This window comes from Dyella silvatica (assembly GCF_026283955.1).
Classification (GTDB): domain Bacteria; phylum Pseudomonadota; class Gammaproteobacteria; order Xanthomonadales; family Rhodanobacteraceae; genus Dyella_C; species Dyella_C silvatica.
In genome coordinates, this window is record NZ_JAPDPE010000016.1 from 1 (window position 1) to 17,094 (window position 17,094).

Sequence of the window (17,094 nt, forward strand, 5' to 3'; positions counted from 1 at the left end):
GCATTCGACATACTCCCGGCCAATACGCACATAGAACTGCGGCTTATCCACCATGGCGCAAGCCGATTTGGTGATCACCAACAACTGCCAGCCGGGGCGATCGAAGGTTCGGTTGATCGCTGGAAACCACTGCGCGCCAATGCTGTCGCCGATTAACACGGCTGTGTGCTGCGCTTGCTCCGCGCCGAAATGACAAGGTTTTACTTCCGCACTGTGATACCAGTCATCGCAGCCCATGCCGTAGATAACTGGTGAGTCGACATGAGCGGAGCTGATGCGCACTTGCTCAGGATGCCGCAAGGGATCGCTTGCCATGTCCTGCCAACGCAGGCAAAGGGTGCTGGCCATCAGCATGGTTAGCACAGCGACAACTACGCTAAATGAAGGCCGTGCAACCAGGCTTGCTCGCTGGCGAATGGGCGACTCCACCAGGCGATACGAAAGCAGTGCAAGTATCAGCGAGATAGCAACCAGCCCCAGTCGATAACCGAGCGACACATAACCAAACCACGCAGCCCCCAACAAAAGTATCGGCCAATGCCACAGGTACCAGGAATATGAAATCTTGCCGAAGGCCTGGAAAAGCCTGGTCGACAACAGCCGCGCAGGTCCGTGTCCGTGTTGAGTGGCACCTGCACCTGATGCGATAACCAAGGCCGCACCTAGCGACGGCACCATCGCGCGTAAGCCCGGGTAGGGCAAATCCGTGCTGTAAAGCATGGCCACACCGACGATCATGGTCAGGCCAAGCCAGCCGAGCACAGGCAGCTTTGCCGCCCATCGCGATTCATTGCTCTGGCGTAGGCAAAGCCAGGTCAACGCACCCAGGCCAAACTGCCATGCCCGCGTCGGCATCATGTAGAACGCCTGCGCCGGCTGTGTACGGGTCAGGCAGACGCATGCCGTCAAGCTGACCATGATCACCAGGGTCATAACTACTCGTAGCCATGGCAGTCGCCGTACGACGGCCAGCTTGCCCTGCCAGAGACCTAGTGTCAGCACCAGCAGAATCGGCCAAACCAGGTAAAACTGCTCCTCCACACCGAGCGACCATGTGTGGAGAAACAGGCTGCTCTCTGCTCCAGCGCTGAAGTAATCCAAGCGTGAGAATGCAAAGTGAAAATTGCTTATCCACAGTGCCGCGCTGGCCGCAGCCTCCGCCTGCGCCATCTGCTGATTGGGCGAGAGCAGTAACGAAGCCAGCAAGCAGCTCACCAGCAGCATGGTCAGAAGACCGGGTAATAGCCTGCGAAATCGACGGGCATAAAAGCCCATCAGATCCAGACGCCCTGTTTCGCTCATCTCGCTGACTAGCAGGGCCGTTATCAAGTAACCCGAGAGCACAAAAAACACATCGACGCCAACAAAGCCTCCCTGAAATCCAGGTAGCTTTGCGTGCGCAGCAACGACCAACACAATCGCGATAGCGCGCAGGCCTTCGATATCAGCACGAAAGCCGAGCCTGTTATGCGTCATTGTGTAAGTCCCCTGACAGCTACGATTCGCGACAAACCCCCTCTTACTCCCAAGAGGGGGAAGTCAAACATCATCTCCTGAAAACCTAAGGAGAAAATAAAACCTCGATCACACCAAGCCGTGGCTGCGCAACAACGCGTCGGGCTCTGGTTTACGGCCACGGACTGCGACGAAGCTCTCCAGCGCAGGACGGCTGGCGCCTACGGCGAGAATCTCGCGGCGGAAGCGTTCGCCGGTGGCGCGATCGATCGCGCTATGGCCTTTGGCCGTCAATTCTTCGAATTCGCCGAAGGCATCGGCGCTCAACAGCTCGGCCCATAGATAACTGTAGTAGCCCGCTGAATAGCCACCGGCGAAGACATGGCTGAAGCCATGCGGAAAACGCTGCCAGGCGGGTGGGTGCAATACCGCCATCTCTTTGCGCGCTTGTTCGAGCACAGCCAAGGTGCGGGCACCCTGCGCCGGGTCGTATTCCAGGTGCAGCAGGAAATCGAACAAGGCGAATTCCAGCTGGCGGACCAGGAACAGGCCGGCCTGGAAATGCCGCGCGGCAAGCATGCGCTGGAATAATTCCTCCGGTAGCCGTTCACCGGTCTGGTAATGACGGGCGAACATGTCGAGCGCCTCACGATTCCAGCCGAAGTTCTCCATGAACTGACTGGGTAGCTCCACCGCGTCCCATTCCACCCCGTCGGTACCGCCAATCGAGGGCAAGGCGATCTCCGTCAGCATATGGTGCAGGCCATGACCAAACTCATGGAACAGCGTGAGCACTTCATCGTGGGTAAGCAGCGCGGGCTTGCCTTCGGTGGGCGGTGCGAAGTTGCAGCAAAGGAAGGTCACCGGCAGCTGCTCGTTCTCGCGGCCCTCGGCATCGGTGTCCTTGAAACGGGAACGGCACACGTCCATCCAGGCGCCGCCGCGCTTGCCACTGCGGGCATACAGATCGACATAGGCGCCAGCGAACACGCGACCATCCGCATCGCGCACGTCGTAATAGCGCGCATCGGGGTGCCATAGGTCAACCTTGTCGCGCGGTGCCAGCGTAATCCCGTAGAGCTTTTCGGTCAGCGCGAATAAGCCATCGATCACTGCGGGCAAGGGGAAGTAAGGCTTGAGCTGTTCCTCATCCAGCGCGTAGCGCTGTTGCTGCAATTTTTCGGAAACGTAGGCGATATCCCATGACTCGAGGTTGTCGAGCTTCAGTTCCTGACTGGCGAATTGACGTAGCGTAGCCAGATCTTGTTGTGCCACGGGCTTGGCGCGTACCGCGAGATCGCGCAGAAACGCCAGCACTTCGTCGGTCGAGTTCGCCATCTTGGTTGCCAGCGATTCTTCGGCGGCGTTGGCAAAACCGAGCAATTGCGCCGCTTCGTGACGCAGCGCCATGATTTGTTCGATGCGCGCCGTGTTATCGAATTTGCCGGCGTTCGGGCCTTGCTCGGAAGCGCGCGTCTGGTAGGCCCAGTACACCCGCTCACGCAGGCTGCGGTTATCGGCATAGGTAAGCACGGCTTGTACGCTGGGCTGCTTGAGGGTGACCAGATAGCCATCCAGCTCTTGTTCTTTGGCGTACTGGCGCAGCACCGCGCGGCCGGATTCAGGCACCCCGGCGAGATCGCGCTCATCGGTAATGTGCTCATGCCAGGCGTCGGTGGCGTCCAGTACGGCATTGGAGAATTCGGTGGACAGCTTGGACAGCTCCACGCCGATGGTGCGGTAACGCGAGCGGGCAGGCTCTTCCAAGGCCACGCCCGACAGTCGAAAATCGCGCAGCGCATGCTCGACCAGGGTGCGCTCGGGCCGCGGCAGCTTGGCGAAGTCGGGCGCATCAGCCAAGGCCTGCACCGCGGCGTACAGCTCGCGGTTCTGACCCAGCTCAATCGCGTGGTCGGTAAGTTTTTCTTCGGCGGGGCCGTAGGCCTTGCGCAAGGCCTCGCTATCGGCCACGGAATGCAGATGGCCTACGGGTGCCCATGCCCGTGCCAAGCGCTGTTCCAGGCGTTCCTGGGTCAACATCACGCTGGCAAAATCATGCGGCGCGCCCGGCGCGGTCAACGCATCGATACCACGGCGATAGTCAGCCAGAAGGGTGTCGATCGCCGGCTCGATATGTTCGGGGCGAATCTGCGAAAACGCGGGCAGGGCATCCTCAGCCAGCAGCGGATTGTCTTGAGTCATGGGATCTCCTTGGGCTTGCCAGCGTGGCAATCGGCCGGAGGGAAATCAAGCGGGAACGGGCAGAAGTTGCGCTAAACCGCCGGCTTAGGCCTGCCTGACGCCACTCCAAGCCCCGTTTTGTCACATCCGCGCCCGTAACATCGCGCCCATGTTGCCATCAGATGTCACCGAACTTCTCAAGCACAGCGCGGTTTTTTCACACCTGGACGCCACGGCCCTCGCCGCACTAGAACGCGAACTGGTGTGGTTTTGCCTGCCCGGAGGACGGCCGCTGTTCAAGGCCGGCGAGCCCGCCGATGCGTTGTATCTGCTCAAGAGCGGCAGCCTGGGCGTGTTCAACAGCCCGACCGAACGCATTCAGCAGATCGCTGCCGGCGACAGCGTCGGCGAGATCAGCCTGATCGGCGGTGAGCGACGCAATCGCACTGTGCGCGCGCTACGTGATTCGGAATTGTTGCGGCTGGACCGCCCCGCCTTCGAGGCACTCGTCGGTCGCCATCCCCAGGCCATGCTCGGGGTGGCGCGGGTGGCCATCGAGCGCCTGCTGCGGCGCGACCGCGACGAAGCCGAACCGGACGCGCCGCGCACCTTCGCCCTGCTGCCGGTGGATGCCAGCGTGCCGGCGCGATCACTGGCCATGCAGCTGGGCCAAGCCTTGGAAGCCTATGGCAGCTGTGCAGTGATCGATGCCGAGCAAGGTACCGGCCGCAGTAGTGACTGGTTTGCCGAACGCGAATCGCAGCTGCGCTTTGTGATCTACCTGGATACGGGCAGTGACCCCATCTGGCGCCAACGCTGCCTGCGCCAAGCCGATGTATTGCTGCTGCCGGTGCAGGCGGCGCAGCCGGCACGGCCATGGTCAGAAACCCGGCCCGGCCTCGCCGCGCTGGCACGGCATCGGCCGTTGCACCTGATCTTGCTGCATGCGGGGCACCAGCCCAGCCTTGGCGCGGCACGGCGTTGGCGCGGGCTGTTCAGTCACCTGGCGCCGGATCAACTGCAACACCATCACGTCAGTCATCAGGCGGATATCGCCCGCCTGGCACGTATGGTCAGTGGCCATGCGCGTGGTCTGGTGTTGGCAGGCGGCGGCGCGCGCGGCATGGCTCATCTCGGCGCGCTGCGTGCCTTGCGCGACGCCGGCCACGTGTTCGACGCCGTCGGCGGCACCAGCATTGGCGCCATCATCGGCGCGGGCGTCGCCAGCGAGTGGAGCCATGACGAGATGACCGAAGTGTTCCGCCGCGGTTTTGTCGAAGACCGCCCCTTGTCCGACTGGACCTTGCCGCTGATCGCGCTGACCCGCGGGCGTCATGCCACGCGAATGCTGCGCCACACCTTTGGCGCCCTGGATATCGAAGACCTGCCGTTATCCTTTTTCTGCGTTTCCACTTGCCTGTCCGGCAGCGGCATCACCGTACAGCGGCATGGTTTGTTATGGCTGTGGCTGCGCGCGTCTTGTGCGATCCCGGGAATACTGCCGCCAGTGCTGCATCAAGGCCGCGTCTATGTCGATGGCGCGCTGGTCAACAACCTGCCCACTGATGTGATGTCCAACAACGGCGTCGCGCATATCACCGCGGTGGATATCCGTGCGGATATCAACTTGCTCACCACCGCCGAGGAATACTCCACCCCGCCATGGTGGCGTCTGTTATTGCAGCGGCATCAGGACATTCGGCGTCCCGGCCTGGTCTCGACCCTGGTACGTGCCGCCATGGTCAACAGTGAAGGCCCCAGTGAGCACCGCCGCGATCGCGCCGATTTACTGCTGACGCCGCCGCTGGAACACGTCGGCATGCTGGCCTGGAAAGATTGGCAGCGCGCCATCGAAGCGGGCTACGTGCATACGATGGAAGTACTGGAGCAACAAGCGCGAACAGGCGAGCGATAGCGGCGTGTACGGCGCGCTTACCCGTCAAAAGCGAGAGGCGTTACCATGCGCCAATGAATCCATTACGCAGCTTCAAGGGCGTCATGCCCACGCTCGGCCAACGTGTCTACGTCGATCCCGCCGCCACGGTGATCGGTGACGTGGAGCTGGCCGACGATGTTTCGATCTGGCCGGGCGCCGTGTTACGAGGCGATGTGCATCACATCCGCGTGGGCGCACGCAGCAATATCCAGGATGGCAGCATCGTCCATGTTACTCACGATGGGGTCTACACACCCGGCGGTTTCCCTACCCTGATCGGTGAGGGCGTCACCGTCGGCCACGCCGCCGTGCTGCATGCCTGCGTCATCGAGGACTATTGCCTGATCGGCATGCACGCCACCGTGCTCGATGGCGCCGTCGTCAAGAAATACGGTTTCGTCGGTGCCGGCAGCCTGATTCCTCCGGGCAAAGTCGTCGGCGAGCGCGAGCTGTGGCTAGGCAATCCGGCCAAATGCGTACGCCTGCTCAGCGATCAGCAAATCGAGCAACTGCATTACTCGGCGCAGACCTACGTGCAGTTGAAAGATGAGTATTTGAAGAGCGCTTGATGGCTACCCGCCGCGTCTTGTTTCTGTGCAGCCGCAATCGGCTGCGCAGTCCTACCGCCGAACAGGTCTTTGCTGGCTGGCCTGATCTGGAGGTCGACTCTGCCGGGCTTGCCGATGATGCGATGACGTCTTTGTCCGCAGAACAGTTGCGCTGGGCCGACCTGATCGTGGTAATGGAAGCCGCGCATAAGCGCCGCTTGCAGTCGCGTTATCGCACACACCTCAAAGGCAAGCGGGTGCTGTGCCTGGACATTCCTGATCGCTATGAGTTTATGCAACCGGCATTGGTCGAGTTACTGCTCAAGCGAGCCGGCCCCTTATTGCGCTGAGCGTGCAAGCACACGCCTTTGATCCGATGACGTTCAGCGGCAGCCACTGCCGGCAAGGTCAGGCAGGTTATTGCGCGCCATTGGCAGACGACGATCGCTCGGCCTGGATGATCGCCGCGCGCTCTTCGTCCTGCCGCACCATCAATTGCCGGGCCGCATCCAGCTTTCCGCCGAGCAGTGCCAGCGTGTAATTGGAACTGTCGAACTCACGCAGCAAAGCAAGCTCACGCTGGGCTTCATTCAAGTCGTTCTCGTTGATGGCCCGCTCGACTTCGGTCGTCGCATCCGCAAGCAGGCTGCGCAGGTGATCGAGGGCGGTTTGATTGTTCGGGTCCAGCTGCAGCACGCTGAGATAAAACTCGTAGGCATTGCTGCCCATCGGCGCAACCAGGTGCTTCTCGCTGATCGCCGTCTGTGCCAGTCCGAGCAGAATCTCGGTACCGCTGCTATCGCCGGTCGAAGCGGTTGTCTTGTCGGCTTGGGCTGCAGCTGTGGTCGCCTTACCCGAGTAAGCAAACCAGATACCGCCGGCAGCAACGAGCAGCACCGACAAGAAAACAAGAACCATCGCCCATCGCTTTGACAGGACCAACATCGAACGCGCCATGACACCGACTGCAATAAAGGTGGGACCGCACTCAAGAGCTTCTGCGATCGAACACTCTTGACGGGTGCTTCACGTTAACTTTGCTGCGTGTCAGAAATATGACCCGTTCGACACTTTTCAGTGCCGAACGGGTTGTCACTACGAATGTGCGATCCATGCACTACCGCTGGTTGACGGAACGCGCATGGCGTTAGCTTTTAACCGAAGTTGCCGCCAATGATGCGGCCCTTCTCATCGAACTTGCCGTAGTAGCGACTGTTGTTCTCGCGATACTCCAAGCTGGTGATCGTCCCCGGCGTAACCAGCTGCACATTGGGATAAGCCCGGCGAAACTGCTTGGGCGTCGGGTGCGTCTCGATGAAAGCATCGAAGCTCTTCGTGTCGGTGACAAAGCCAGTCACCGGTTTGATTGCACCCGGAGTCATCCACTGACAGCCCCCAAGCGTCATGGCAACGGCAAAAACTAACGGTGTAAAAGCAACCAGCAATTTACGCATGTCGGTATCCCTCGAACGATTTACATGAACTTGCCACCGGTAATGTGGCCATCCTTATCCAGCTCAGCAAAATAACGGCTGTTGTTATTGCGAAATTCACGCGAAGACCTTTCCCCCGGCAAAACCAGCAGCACACCCGGATAGGTGGAGCGGAACTGGTCTGCCGTCGGATGCGTGGCAATGAAGGCGTCGAAGCTCTTCATATCCGTCACATAACCGGTCGACGGCGCGGGCGCATCATGCATGGTATATCCCCCCTGTCTATTTATGGCGCTGCCTGGCCGCGCCGCCATGTTATGCAACGCGGCCACCAGCGAAGTCAAACGAACCGATTATTCACCAGGTTGACCACGGGTTACCGCTGGCCGGCGAAGCATCTGGACGGCTGAACCAGAAAACGCGGTTACTCTTCCCCGGGCAACCCTGGCCTTCGCTATACGTCGCCAAGGCACCGCTCAGCGTGGTCAGATCCGCTCGATAACAGCTACCCAGCGAGTCGTTGAAGGCAAATGACTGTGCGCTGTGCTGGCCGTCGTGGCTGGTCAGTGCGCCGCTGGCGTTGAAGTTCAGCGTGTCGGCAGTGTCGATGCTGTCACTGACCTTGGCGGCGTACACATCGATGCCGAACAAGCGATAGGCATCGTGTTTTTCATAGCCTTGATGCACGGTGGTCGTGCTGCTGTTGCTGCCATCGGTGGCGGCGACCTGGTTGTAATCCACATGCAGCGGGTAGCTGAATTTCTCGCGGTGTTCGTTGGTGACGAACGGACCAATGCGGCTTTGGCTGACACTGTCGACCGAGGTCAGCTGATCGCTGACCTGGCGGTAGCCTGCCCCGTGAACCGTGAACGACTGGGTATCGGCAAAGCCCACCGTTTGCGCCACCTTGGTACGCACCCGGCCATGCGAGGTATCGGCATAACCTTCGATGACGAACTGCCGCTTAAGCCCGGTGGTGATATCACCGTTGACGTCGCCGTTGCTACCGGTGACCAGCGTGCTGGCAATCGTCGGCTCAGGCTGCTGGCCTGCCAGCGTATTGTTGGTGACCTGGCCGCTGACCTGTTTGGCGCGGGCATCGCGATAAACCAGCAGGGTGGCGGTGGTGGAAAAATAACCATGCGCCCCGGCGACGCTGACCGCCACTTCCTGCGGCGCGCCATCGCTCAATTGGCCCGCAAACGGCGTGAGGTCGACCCGGTACGGGGTAAAATTGAGCGTCTGCACACCGGGTGTCGGCCGCCACAAGTAAGGGTCGATGCCGCCGGTGTAAATCCACGGGTACACCGGTGCCACACCAGCCGGCTGGCCATCGATGCTGACTTCGGTTTCGCGGAAATTGCCGCCGCCGCATTCTTGTGTGGCTTTGGCGTAGGCGTCCGGCACGCAGGTGTACCAGAACTCATCGCCGCCCTGGCTTTGCGCGAATACATCCAGATAAGCCCGCTCGATATTGCGCGGCAGCGTCAAGGTTTTCGCCAGCTTGTCGGCAGGGCCATTGAGCACGGCAGTATTGCCGACCGGGTCGGCACCCAGCGGATAAATCGCATCCGGCGCCTTGACCGGCGACCGGCCCGGATAGAACAGCAGCCGCGCGCTGCCATGAATCACCCCGGTATAGGTGCCATCGACGACATTGCCGATAATCGCTTGACCGTTCTGGGCTGAGCGCAGCAACGAGCCGTAATCGGTGAGATCACGCTCGACATGCCAGGACGGCGCCACCGCCGAGGAGGGCTCTTGGGTGGTGCCGAAATACACATTCACGCCGCCCAGCCACAACGTGGCGGTGCGATCGAACTGGCGCCCGGCGGTCACTGAAAAATCGGCTTCCAATACCACTTTGGCCCATTGCCCTTGGCAGCCCCCCGGCGGCGCATAGGCGTATGGACGGCTGTTGAAATCGGTAAACGTCACGTCGTTGAATAACTCGACGACGCAAGGCTTGCCTGACGGCCGCGGCACGCTTGGATCGGCCACGGCAACGTTGGTCGAACCCACGGTAAAACCGCCAGCAGCGGCAGCCATCGCCGTGCCGGACAACAAACCTAAAGTGCAAGACAGCCCGACAAATAGCCGGCTTCGGCGTAACAACCCCTTGTGCGACATGTAACCTCTCCCCGTGATAACCCCTGAACCGCGAAGTTAACACGAGGCAGACGCACTTTTATCAGCGCAATCGTGCCGTTCTTCGCAAGATAACCAAGCGTCTGTCGACACGGCAGGGCGAGCAAGCCGCCGCGCAAAGGGTCGGCATATGAGCACAAGAAGCTACGCCGTGCTGAGCGGATATGTCGACCTCGGCAGACTCGACGAACTATGACCCGGACGGTTTTGATCGATGCATCGCCAGCCGGCGGGTGCCGGCAAGTTCAACGCGTTGCTGCTTCCATGGCATCGAGGTAAGCCAGCGCATGCCGGCGATCGCCGCCGCACATCGCCGGCTCGGGTTTCAAACCGGCGCAAACCGCCGGCCGGCGCGAATCGCCAAAAATCGCGCAGCGATTGTCATCCGTCAGCTGCACACAACGCACCCCGGCCGGCTTGCCGAGCGGCATGCCGGGGATGGGCGAACTGATGGAGGGCGCGATACAACAGGCACCGCAGCCGGCACGGCAGGAAAGCGCCATGGCTTATGCGTATTTCTTGCGTAGCTCGGCGTAGACCGGCTCCGTATCCGGCCGCCGGTCATGCCATAGTTCAAACGAATCGGCGGCGGTTTCCACCAGCATGCCCAGGCCGTCAAAGGCATAACGGGCAGCGGCTACCCGCGCCCAGGCCAGGAAGCCGGTCGCGGCCACACCATAGGACAGGTCGTAGCAGGTGGCCCGATTGCCGGCGAGCGCGAAGGGCAGTTCGAGCGACTTGCCCAAGACGCCGGCGGAGGTGGCATTGACGATGAGGTCAAAACTGCCGATGTCCGCCAGATCCTCCCAATAACGGGTATGCGCGCGCAGCGGATCGCCGATGGCATCGGCCAGGGCGTCGGCCGCCTCGGGCGAGCGATTGACGATGGTCAGGGTTTCCACCCCGGCGTCGAGCAGATCCCAGGCCACCCCGCGGGCCGCGCCGCCCGCACCCAGCAACAGCGCGGTATGGCCGCGCAAATCGACCTGATGCCGATCGGTGAGATCGCGCACCATGCCGGCGCCATCGGTGTTGTGAGCGGCCAGCCGACCGTCGGGCAGGCGGGTCAGCACATTGGCGCTACCGGCGCGCTTAGCCGCTTCGCTGTGCTCATCGGCCAAGGCAAAGGCAGCGGTCTTATGCGGCAGGGTCACATTGGCGCCGCGCCCGCCTTCGGCGAAAAAATGCCGTACCTCGGCGGTAAAGGCCTCGGGGCTGGCATCGATGGTGCGATAGCCCAGTTCCAGCCCGAGCTGATGCGCGAAAACCTGATGGATCTGCGGCGATAGCGAATGGCTGATCGGATGGCCAAACACCGCAAACTGTCCTGCATTCATGGGCGCTCCTTCAATGGCGTAGATTCCAGGTGGGACAGCACCCAACCTCGACAGACCGCCATTCTAATGCCTGCCCGGGGTTTTCCGGCGCAGTCGCAGGCTTTGAGATACGGCACCGGCAAGCTATCCCTACTCGACCCGACTGGACTCGCCGTATGCGCCTGCAAGCCATGGATACACGCCGTCATCAGCGCCTGCTGGGCATCGCCTTGCTTTGGCTGATTGTCGGCGCGGCCTTATTGCTCAGCACCCTTGTCCCGGTGCATACGGCGCTGCTCGGCTGGACCCCTGCATTCTGGTTGCTGCTGGCGCCACTGAGCTTGCTGCTCACGCTGGAACCGAGCCTGCCGCGGCAATTGCTGGCCCTGCGCCATCGCCGCGCGGTGCAACGCGTGATCTGCCATTAGTCACCGCTTCAAAACTTCCGCTTGGCAGTGGACGGCGGCCGGAAAGGCCGCACGAGGGGCTTTGTACGACGGCTTGGGATGGCTGGGCACGTTAGTGACAAGGCAGCGCCATGGAGGGCGCGCAGTGGGTTTCGGCAGTTCATGGATGGGCTGCCGGAGCTACCCCGATCGTGCCAACAGTCGCCGGGGCGCCAGGGACAGCTGAGCTCAGCCCGCGATTCCCAGGCGTTTGCGCTCCATCCGCCGCAAGAACTCTTGCATGATGCGCAGGTAGAGATCCTCGCCGAGATAGGCGTCTTCCACGCCGGCATCGATCGATGGGTTGTCGTTCACCTCGATCACCACCGGCCGCTCGGCGACTTGCTTTAAATCGACGCCGTACAAGCCGTCGCCAATCGGTGCGGTGGCTTTCAGCGCCAGCTTCACCACCTCGGTCGGGGCGTCGCGTACCGGAATCGTTTCAAAACCGCCCGACTTCGCCGTGCCCTTGGCGCCGTGGTTGTAAATTTGCCAGTGGCCACGCGACATATAGTACTTACAGGCGTACAGCGCCTCGTGATTGAGCACGCCGATGCGCCAATCGAACTCGGTATAGACAAACTCCTGCACCAGCAGCAACGCGCTGTGCTGGAACAGCTCGCCTGCCGCTTTCTCCAGCTCCTGCTCGCTTTCGACCTTGACCACGCCACGCGAAAACGAGCCGTCGGGAATTTTCAACACCAGCGGAAAGCCGAGTTTGGCGACCACGTCTTTCAGACCCTTGGCGTTATCGCGATAAAGAATCTCGGTATTCGGCACCGCCAGCTTGCGCGACACCATCAAGTCATTGAGAAAGATCTTGTTGGTGCAACGCAGGATCGAGCTGGGGTCATCGATGACCACCATGTTTTCCTTCTCCGCACGATGCGCGAAGCGGTAGGTGTGGTTATCGCTAGCGGTGGTTTCGCGGATGAACAAGCCATCGTATTCGGCAAGTCGCTGGTAGTCGTTCTTGCCGATCGGGTCGACTTCGATGCCCAGTTCCTTGCCGGCGGCAATGAACGACTTCAACGCTTTCTTGTTCGATGGCGGCATCGCCTCGGCTGGATCGACCAGCATGGCGATGTCGTAACGGTAGCGTTTGCGTGCACGCGGCTTACGCCACAGCTTCTTGGAAAAACGGTCCAGTTCGACGGCGAAGGCATCTTCCTGCGCGTCATCCAGCGTGTGCAGGCCTACCGGCTTGATCGAACTGACCTGCCATACCCGATCGCGCTCGAACTCGATGCGCAACAACGGGCAGGGAAAGGTTTCAAACACCTGCCGGGCCAGGTCCTGCAGGGCAGGCTGGGCGGTTTCGCCGAAATACACCAGGATGCCGAAGTCGGTGGTGTCACGGCCGCCGGCCGGCAGGAAGTTGGTCAGCTTCTGGTTGAGGTCGTCGATATCCAGGCCGTACAGCGAACGCCGGCGCAAATCATTCACCGTACGCACCGACGGCATCACCCGATGCCCGCGCGCCTCGGCCAGCAACGACACGTAATACCCGGTACCGAGGTACTTGTAACTGCGACACAGGTTAATCACGTGGGTGCGCTCGTCGTCATTGACGACCGGCTCACGCAGGTAATCCATCGCACTGACCACGTCCACGGACGGGTAGTAGGAGCCCCAGTCAGAGGCCTTCTCGACAACAATGACCAGACGGGTCATGACACCTCAGGTGATGTGGCTACCGCTGATGATCCTGCCGTCGTCCATCGATCGGCGACGCAGCACTTGGCCTCACAAGGCATGCAGTTTGGCACATGACCCGCATCACACAAGGGATGGCACTGAAGCGGGACTAAATACCCAGGCCGTGTGTGACCATCGGCGATTGCCGTAACGGGACGCCGGGGCTAGAGTGCCGCGCTTACCAGCCCACACCACCTCTTTCCTCTTACCTCAACGGCGTGATGCGCCGCCTGGAATCCCTTGATGAGTCCAACGCCCGCGACCGCCGCCGTGCGTGTGCGCCGTGCCGAACTTTCCGATCTCGACGACTTGGTTGCGCTGGAAGAGGCGACCTTTGATAGCGATCGGATGAGTCGTGCGCAATACCGCCGCCACCTCGACAGCGATACCGCACGGGTACTGGTGGCTAGCGCGAACCGCCGCCGCTTTCTCGGCACCGCGGTTGTGTTGTTTCGCAAGGGCAGCAGCGTGGCCAGGTTGTATTCCATCGCCAGCAAGCCCGAGGCCCGCGGCAAAGGCGTTGGCTCGGCGCTGATCGAAGGCGCCGAGGCGGCGGCCCGTCAGCACCGCTGCCGTTCCTTGCGGCTGGAAGTGCGCACCGAGAACCATAGTGCAATCCGCCTTTACGAGCGGCTCGGCTACCACCGCATCGGTCATCACGAGCACTACTACCAAGACGGATCGCATGCGTGGCGGTACGAGAAGCTGCTAGACGCAGCTAGCGCGTAACGTCGCTGCTAGGGCCTGTTCACGCTATTGGCGTAGCCCGCGTTGTCGTTGAGTGGCTGCCAGGTGGTAGTGCGTGGCGCCGGCCTGGCTGGCTGCCAGGCCAAACCGCGCGCTGCCGCATGGCGGCCACACAACGACAACCCGAAGGGCCGGGTCTGTTTGCGCGCAGGGCGGCGTCATCGCTCGGTCGTGTACGGACGTACACTCCCTCACTCTTCCTTGCCCTGCGCGCAAACAGATCCCGGCGCGGGCTACGCGAATAGCGTGAACAGGCCCTAGGCTCCACCGGTCAATGGAGGATGGCATGCCAGGATCTGACCCGAACCGCCGGCTAAAGCTCATTTTCAACGCTATGGGCTTGGCCACCGCCATCGTCGCTATCAATCCCGCGACCAGGTGCAGCGCCAACGCCCTGCGGTTACCGTCTTGAGCGGCGCCGGCACCCGCGCGTCACGAGCGCACGCTGATGATTATGTCCACCCCAGGCCAGGTTTATGGGGGCGCTGCTTGGCTCGCGCCGCCAATAGTGCGCTACTGCGCCGATGGCGCCGGGCACTGTCTACTCGGTTACCGTTCCTGGTGTTGCAAAGTGACGTACGCGACGTGGTCTATCTGACCTGGCTGGTCGATGTGGCTGCCGTGGCCGCCCTGGTACCACCGGGGGTGACTTTGCAGCAGAAGCACGGCAAAACCCCGTTCACCGTGCTGACCTACGCCCATCGTCATTTCGGCCCGGCAGCGATGAGCAAGTTGCGCCGCCTGTTTCCCTCGCCACTGCAAAGCAATTGGCGGCTTTACGTGGAAACCCTGCCAGGTCACCAAGCAGCCGAACGCGTGGTGCTCTTCGTCAAAAACCTGATGGACAGCGCGCTGTACGCCTTGTCGACCCGCCTCGGCAGCGACGCCTTGCCGACGCATCTTCCCTTGCGCTTCCGGCATGAGCACAGTGGCTCGCACTACGCGACCGAGATCACTGCAGGCACAGGCAGCGCACCGGAGCTGCGTTATCTGGCTCAGCTGTCTGCGGCAGAGCACCTGCCACCGGGCTTCGACAGCTATTTCGCTAGCTGGACCGAGGCGGTGACGTATTTATGCCTGCAAGACGCAGCGATTGCTCCGGTGCACGAACTGCAGCGACTGGCTTACGCCGAGATCGCCTTGCCGATCGACATGGCCTCGGTACGCCCCCTGGCGTTAGTCGCCGATAGCTTGCACAGCGACTTTGTTCAAGCGCTGACCGGCGCGGCCGAGCCGCTTTGTTTTGTCGTGCCCAGCGTGCATTTCAAAGTGCTGAGCGAACACCTGCTTTAATCCTGCCGGTAGCGGCAGCCATGACATCAATCGCCCAGGGGCTGGGCCAGTCGCCGTGCCGTGGTCTCATCGGGCTGGGTGGCCAAGGTACCGTTGCGGCTTAGGCGGATGCTGTAGCGGCCTTCATCGATCAACGGCAGAAAGCTGCCATCGCCGTTGAGGGCATTCACCGCGGGCAGCCAGTCCGGGTAGTACTGGTGCAGGCCGAGCAAATCAAACGTGCCGGCTTCCTGAAGATTCACCGCCGTCGGCGCTGCCTGGCTTTCTTGGGCGGCATCGTCATAGCGGCCGGAGACACGATCGAGCTTGTAAAGCGACGGCAGGCGGGCGAGCAAGCCGGACTCTTGCCGTGCCACCATCACCGCCTCCATCCGCCAGGCGTCACCGGACAATTGCAGTCGGCGCGTGCTTCCATCCGAGCCATGCAGGGTCAGCGCCCATCGCTGCGGCGACAGAATACGCGCCTCGACCTCGACTACCGGGGTATCTTCGTTAAGCAGGTGGTAGCCACGCAGGCTCGCCCCGGCAACGGCCAGCAGCACGGTCAAGACGATGGTCACCAGCAGCAGCGCAAACCCGCCGGCCACCAGTAGCCGTGATTGGGTTTGCATGCGTTCGCGCAAAGCCACTAATTGCACCAGGGTAAGCAACAACATACCGGTGGCGAGCAGCCACAGAATGGTCGTCGGCAAACGCAGCAGGGCGGTCCAATCCATCGTTCAACACTCTCATCATCGGTACGGCCTCATTATTATGTGGCGCGCGGCCGCACATGATAGCGATACGCGCCGTGATGCCTGTATCTACGCCCGGTCTATACTGCGGCAGCCTTCGTAGGAAACCTCTCCCATGCGTCGATCGCTTCTGCTGTGTTCGCTCTGCCTCGTTTTGGCCACCCTGGCCGGCTGCGGCAATAAAGGCCCGCTGACCTGGCCGCCGCCGAAACCCACACCGGCCGCTCAGCCTGCGCCTGCCGCCCCCGCGGCGTCGAGCAGCAGCTCGGCGCCAGCTACGTCCAGTACGGTTGGCAAGCACTGAATACGGTCACCGGGTTCATGAGCTTACGTTTTTCCAAAATGCACGGCATCGGCAACGACTTCGTCGTACTCGATGGCCGCCGGCTACCGCCTGCCCTGAGCGAAACGCAGATCCGTGCGATCGCCGATCGCCGCTGCGGGGTCGGCTTTGATCAATTACTCAGCGTCGAACCGGCGCGCGATCCGTCGTGCGCAGTCTATTACGGCATCTGGAATGCCGACGGCTCACCCTCCGGCCAATGCGGCAATGGCGTACGTTGCGTAGCGGCGTGGCTGCATCGCGCCGGCGCGTTGGGCATCGGCGAGACGGTGCGGCTGGAAAGCCCATCGGGTCCGGTAGCGGTACGCTTGCTGGCCGCCGACCGGGTGGCGGTGGATATGGGCGAGCCCGACTTTGCCCCGGCCGCATCGGGTTTTGACGGTCACAGCCAGGCGCTGGAGCTCGGCCCGGATACGGTCGAAATCGGCGTGGTGTCCATGGGTAATCCTCATGCGGTGGTCAGCGTGAGCGACCTGGCTCAGCCCAGCCTGGCGACCTGGGGCCCGGCGCTGACCACCCATCCGCGCTTTGCCCACGGCGTCAATACCGGTTTTGTGCAACGACTGGCCCACGACCACTTGCGACTGCGCGTACACGAACGCGGCAGCGGCTGGACACTGGCCTGCGGCACCGGGGCCTGCGCCGCGATGGCGGTGCTGCATCAGCGCGGCCAGGTCGGCGACCGGGTACAAGTCGAGCTGCCAGGCGGCACGCTGCAAATCGACTGGGGCGGTGCCGGCCATGCTTTGTGGATGACCGGCCCGGCTGCCTTCGTGTTCGAGGGCGAGTGGCTTTGAACGGCAACCTATTGAACGG

The 17,094-nt window shown here is 61.8% G+C and carries 18 protein-coding genes; 8 read left to right on the top strand and 10 right to left on the bottom strand.

Annotation, left to right across the window (positions count from 1 at the left end; genetic code table 11):
- Together OUZ52_RS05140 and OUZ52_RS05145 are read right to left on the bottom strand one after the other, a co-directional pair.
- A partial coding sequence (locus OUZ52_RS05140; RefSeq protein WP_266157252.1) for an acyltransferase family protein occupies positions 1-1,476 on the bottom strand: 1,476 nt, incomplete at its 3' end.
- Between the two features lie 108 nt (positions 1,477-1,584).
- Positions 1,585-3,657: a M3 family metallopeptidase gene (locus OUZ52_RS05145; protein ID WP_266157253.1), complete on the bottom strand. Its 2,073-nt coding sequence runs from the start codon at positions 3,655-3,657 to the stop codon at positions 1,585-1,587.
- A gap of 148 nt (positions 3,658-3,805) precedes the next feature.
- Between OUZ52_RS05145 and OUZ52_RS05150 the strand changes: the two genes are divergently transcribed.
- Genes OUZ52_RS05150 through OUZ52_RS05160 form a run of 3 tightly spaced genes read left to right on the top strand, consistent with a single transcriptional unit; the run spans position 3,806 to position 6,470 of the window.
- Positions 3,806-5,551, top strand: a complete 1,746-nt coding sequence (locus OUZ52_RS05150; protein WP_266157254.1) for a patatin-like phospholipase family protein — start codon at positions 3,806-3,808, stop codon at positions 5,549-5,551.
- Positions 5,552-5,604: 53 nt separating this feature from the next.
- The gene (locus OUZ52_RS05155; RefSeq protein ID WP_266157255.1) at positions 5,605-6,141 is read left to right on the top strand and encodes a gamma carbonic anhydrase family protein; all 537 of its coding nucleotides are present in this window, start codon (positions 5,605-5,607) and stop codon (positions 6,139-6,141) included.
- Positions 6,141-6,470, top strand: a complete 330-nt coding sequence (locus tag OUZ52_RS05160; RefSeq protein ID WP_266157256.1) for a low molecular weight protein tyrosine phosphatase family protein — start codon at positions 6,141-6,143, stop codon at positions 6,468-6,470. The genes OUZ52_RS05155 and OUZ52_RS05160 overlap by 1 nt, the downstream gene beginning before the upstream one ends.
- Positions 6,471-6,537: 67 nt before the next feature.
- Here OUZ52_RS05160 and OUZ52_RS05165 read toward each other — a convergent pair whose 3' ends face one another.
- The 6 genes from OUZ52_RS05165 to aroE all read right to left on the bottom strand — a co-directional run bounded on the left by OUZ52_RS05165 (position 6,538) and on the right by aroE (position 11,038).
- Positions 6,538-7,038, bottom strand: coding sequence for a hypothetical protein (locus tag OUZ52_RS05165; protein WP_266157257.1), 501 nt, complete (start codon positions 7,036-7,038; stop codon positions 6,538-6,540).
- 236 nt (positions 7,039-7,274) lie between these two features.
- A complete protein-coding gene (locus tag OUZ52_RS05170) occupies positions 7,275-7,574 on the bottom strand; it encodes a hypothetical protein (RefSeq protein WP_266157258.1) in 300 nt (99 codons plus the stop codon).
- A 20-nt stretch (positions 7,575-7,594) separates the two neighbouring features.
- On the bottom strand, positions 7,595-7,819 hold the full coding sequence (locus tag OUZ52_RS05175; protein ID WP_266157259.1) for a hypothetical protein: 225 nt from the start codon (positions 7,817-7,819) through the stop codon (positions 7,595-7,597).
- A 91-nt stretch (positions 7,820-7,910) separates the two neighbouring features.
- Positions 7,911-9,683 (bottom strand): peptide-N4-asparagine amidase, encoded by a 1,773-nt coding sequence (locus OUZ52_RS05180; RefSeq protein WP_266157260.1) that lies wholly within the window; start codon positions 9,681-9,683, stop codon positions 7,911-7,913.
- 263 nt (positions 9,684-9,946) lie between these two features.
- Positions 9,947-10,204 carry a YkgJ family cysteine cluster protein gene (locus OUZ52_RS05185; protein WP_266157261.1) on the bottom strand — a complete coding sequence of 86 codons (258 nt, stop codon included), beginning with the start codon at positions 10,202-10,204 and terminating at the stop codon, positions 9,947-9,949.
- 3 nt (positions 10,205-10,207) lie between these two features.
- Entirely contained in the window at positions 10,208-11,038 is an 831-nt protein-coding gene (aroE, locus tag OUZ52_RS05190) for a shikimate dehydrogenase (protein WP_266157262.1), read from the bottom strand.
- A gap of 155 nt (positions 11,039-11,193) precedes the next feature.
- Between aroE and OUZ52_RS05195 the strand changes: the two genes are divergently transcribed.
- Positions 11,194-11,445, top strand: coding sequence for a hypothetical protein (locus OUZ52_RS05195; protein ID WP_266157263.1), 252 nt, complete (start codon positions 11,194-11,196; stop codon positions 11,443-11,445).
- Between the two features lie 207 nt (positions 11,446-11,652).
- On the opposite strand, the gene OUZ52_RS05200 is transcribed toward OUZ52_RS05195, so the two are convergent.
- The gene (locus tag OUZ52_RS05200) at positions 11,653-13,137 is read right to left on the bottom strand and encodes a RimK family protein (protein ID WP_266157264.1); all 1,485 of its coding nucleotides are present in this window, start codon (positions 13,135-13,137) and stop codon (positions 11,653-11,655) included.
- 267 nt (positions 13,138-13,404) lie between these two features.
- On the opposite strand from OUZ52_RS05200, the gene OUZ52_RS05205 reads away from it, so the two are divergent.
- Entirely contained in the window at positions 13,405-13,890 is a 486-nt protein-coding gene (locus tag OUZ52_RS05205; RefSeq protein ID WP_266157265.1) for a GNAT family N-acetyltransferase, read from the top strand.
- Positions 13,891-14,397: 507 nt separating this feature from the next.
- The gene (locus OUZ52_RS05210; protein ID WP_266157266.1) at positions 14,398-15,201 is read left to right on the top strand and encodes a DUF2071 domain-containing protein; all 804 of its coding nucleotides are present in this window, start codon (positions 14,398-14,400) and stop codon (positions 15,199-15,201) included.
- A gap of 26 nt (positions 15,202-15,227) precedes the next feature.
- Here OUZ52_RS05210 and OUZ52_RS05215 read toward each other — a convergent pair whose 3' ends face one another.
- Positions 15,228-15,917: a hypothetical protein gene (locus OUZ52_RS05215; RefSeq protein WP_266157267.1), complete on the bottom strand. Its 690-nt coding sequence runs from the start codon at positions 15,915-15,917 to the stop codon at positions 15,228-15,230.
- A gap of 133 nt (positions 15,918-16,050) precedes the next feature.
- Here OUZ52_RS05215 and lptM point away from each other — a divergent pair, with 133 nt between their 5' ends.
- Both lptM and dapF read left to right on the top strand, forming a co-directional pair.
- Positions 16,051-16,239, top strand: coding sequence for an LPS translocon maturation chaperone LptM (gene lptM / locus OUZ52_RS05220; protein WP_266157268.1), 189 nt, complete (start codon positions 16,051-16,053; stop codon positions 16,237-16,239).
- Between the two features lie 17 nt (positions 16,240-16,256).
- Positions 16,257-17,075 (top strand): diaminopimelate epimerase, encoded by an 819-nt coding sequence (gene dapF, locus OUZ52_RS05225; protein ID WP_266157269.1) that lies wholly within the window; start codon positions 16,257-16,259, stop codon positions 17,073-17,075.
- Positions 17,076-17,094 lie beyond the last annotated feature (19 nt).

What these genes read in the sequence shown, in the direction of transcription:
- OUZ52_RS05145 (WP_266157253.1), bottom strand. Translation starts at nt 3,657, where the DNA reads ATGACTCAAGACAATCCGCTGCTGGCTGAGGATGCCCTGCCCGCGTTT.
- OUZ52_RS05150 (WP_266157254.1), top strand. Translation starts at nt 3,806, where the DNA reads ATGTTGCCATCAGATGTCACCGAACTTCTCAAGCACAGCGCGGTTTTT.
- OUZ52_RS05155 (WP_266157255.1), top strand. Translation starts at nt 5,605, where the DNA reads ATGAATCCATTACGCAGCTTCAAGGGCGTCATGCCCACGCTCGGCCAA.
- OUZ52_RS05160 (WP_266157256.1), top strand. Translation starts at nt 6,141, where the DNA reads ATGGCTACCCGCCGCGTCTTGTTTCTGTGCAGCCGCAATCGGCTGCGC.
- OUZ52_RS05165 (WP_266157257.1), bottom strand. Translation starts at nt 7,038, where the DNA reads ATGGTTCTTGTTTTCTTGTCGGTGCTGCTCGTTGCTGCCGGCGGTATC.
- OUZ52_RS05170 (WP_266157258.1), bottom strand. Translation starts at nt 7,574, where the DNA reads ATGCGTAAATTGCTGGTTGCTTTTACACCGTTAGTTTTTGCCGTTGCC.
- OUZ52_RS05175 (WP_266157259.1), bottom strand. Translation starts at nt 7,819, where the DNA reads ATGCATGATGCGCCCGCGCCGTCGACCGGTTATGTGACGGATATGAAG.
- OUZ52_RS05180 (WP_266157260.1), bottom strand. Translation starts at nt 9,683, where the DNA reads ATGTCGCACAAGGGGTTGTTACGCCGAAGCCGGCTATTTGTCGGGCTG.
- OUZ52_RS05185 (WP_266157261.1), bottom strand. Translation starts at nt 10,204, where the DNA reads ATGGCGCTTTCCTGCCGTGCCGGCTGCGGTGCCTGTTGTATCGCGCCC.
- aroE (WP_266157262.1), bottom strand. Translation starts at nt 11,038, where the DNA reads ATGAATGCAGGACAGTTTGCGGTGTTTGGCCATCCGATCAGCCATTCG.
- OUZ52_RS05195 (WP_266157263.1), top strand. Translation starts at nt 11,194, where the DNA reads ATGCGCCTGCAAGCCATGGATACACGCCGTCATCAGCGCCTGCTGGGC.
- OUZ52_RS05200 (WP_266157264.1), bottom strand. Translation starts at nt 13,137, where the DNA reads ATGACCCGTCTGGTCATTGTTGTCGAGAAGGCCTCTGACTGGGGCTCC.
- OUZ52_RS05205 (WP_266157265.1), top strand. Translation starts at nt 13,405, where the DNA reads ATGAGTCCAACGCCCGCGACCGCCGCCGTGCGTGTGCGCCGTGCCGAA.
- OUZ52_RS05215 (WP_266157267.1), bottom strand. Translation starts at nt 15,917, where the DNA reads ATGGATTGGACCGCCCTGCTGCGTTTGCCGACGACCATTCTGTGGCTG.
- lptM (WP_266157268.1), top strand. Translation starts at nt 16,051, where the DNA reads ATGCGTCGATCGCTTCTGCTGTGTTCGCTCTGCCTCGTTTTGGCCACC.
- dapF (WP_266157269.1), top strand. Translation starts at nt 16,257, where the DNA reads ATGAGCTTACGTTTTTCCAAAATGCACGGCATCGGCAACGACTTCGTC.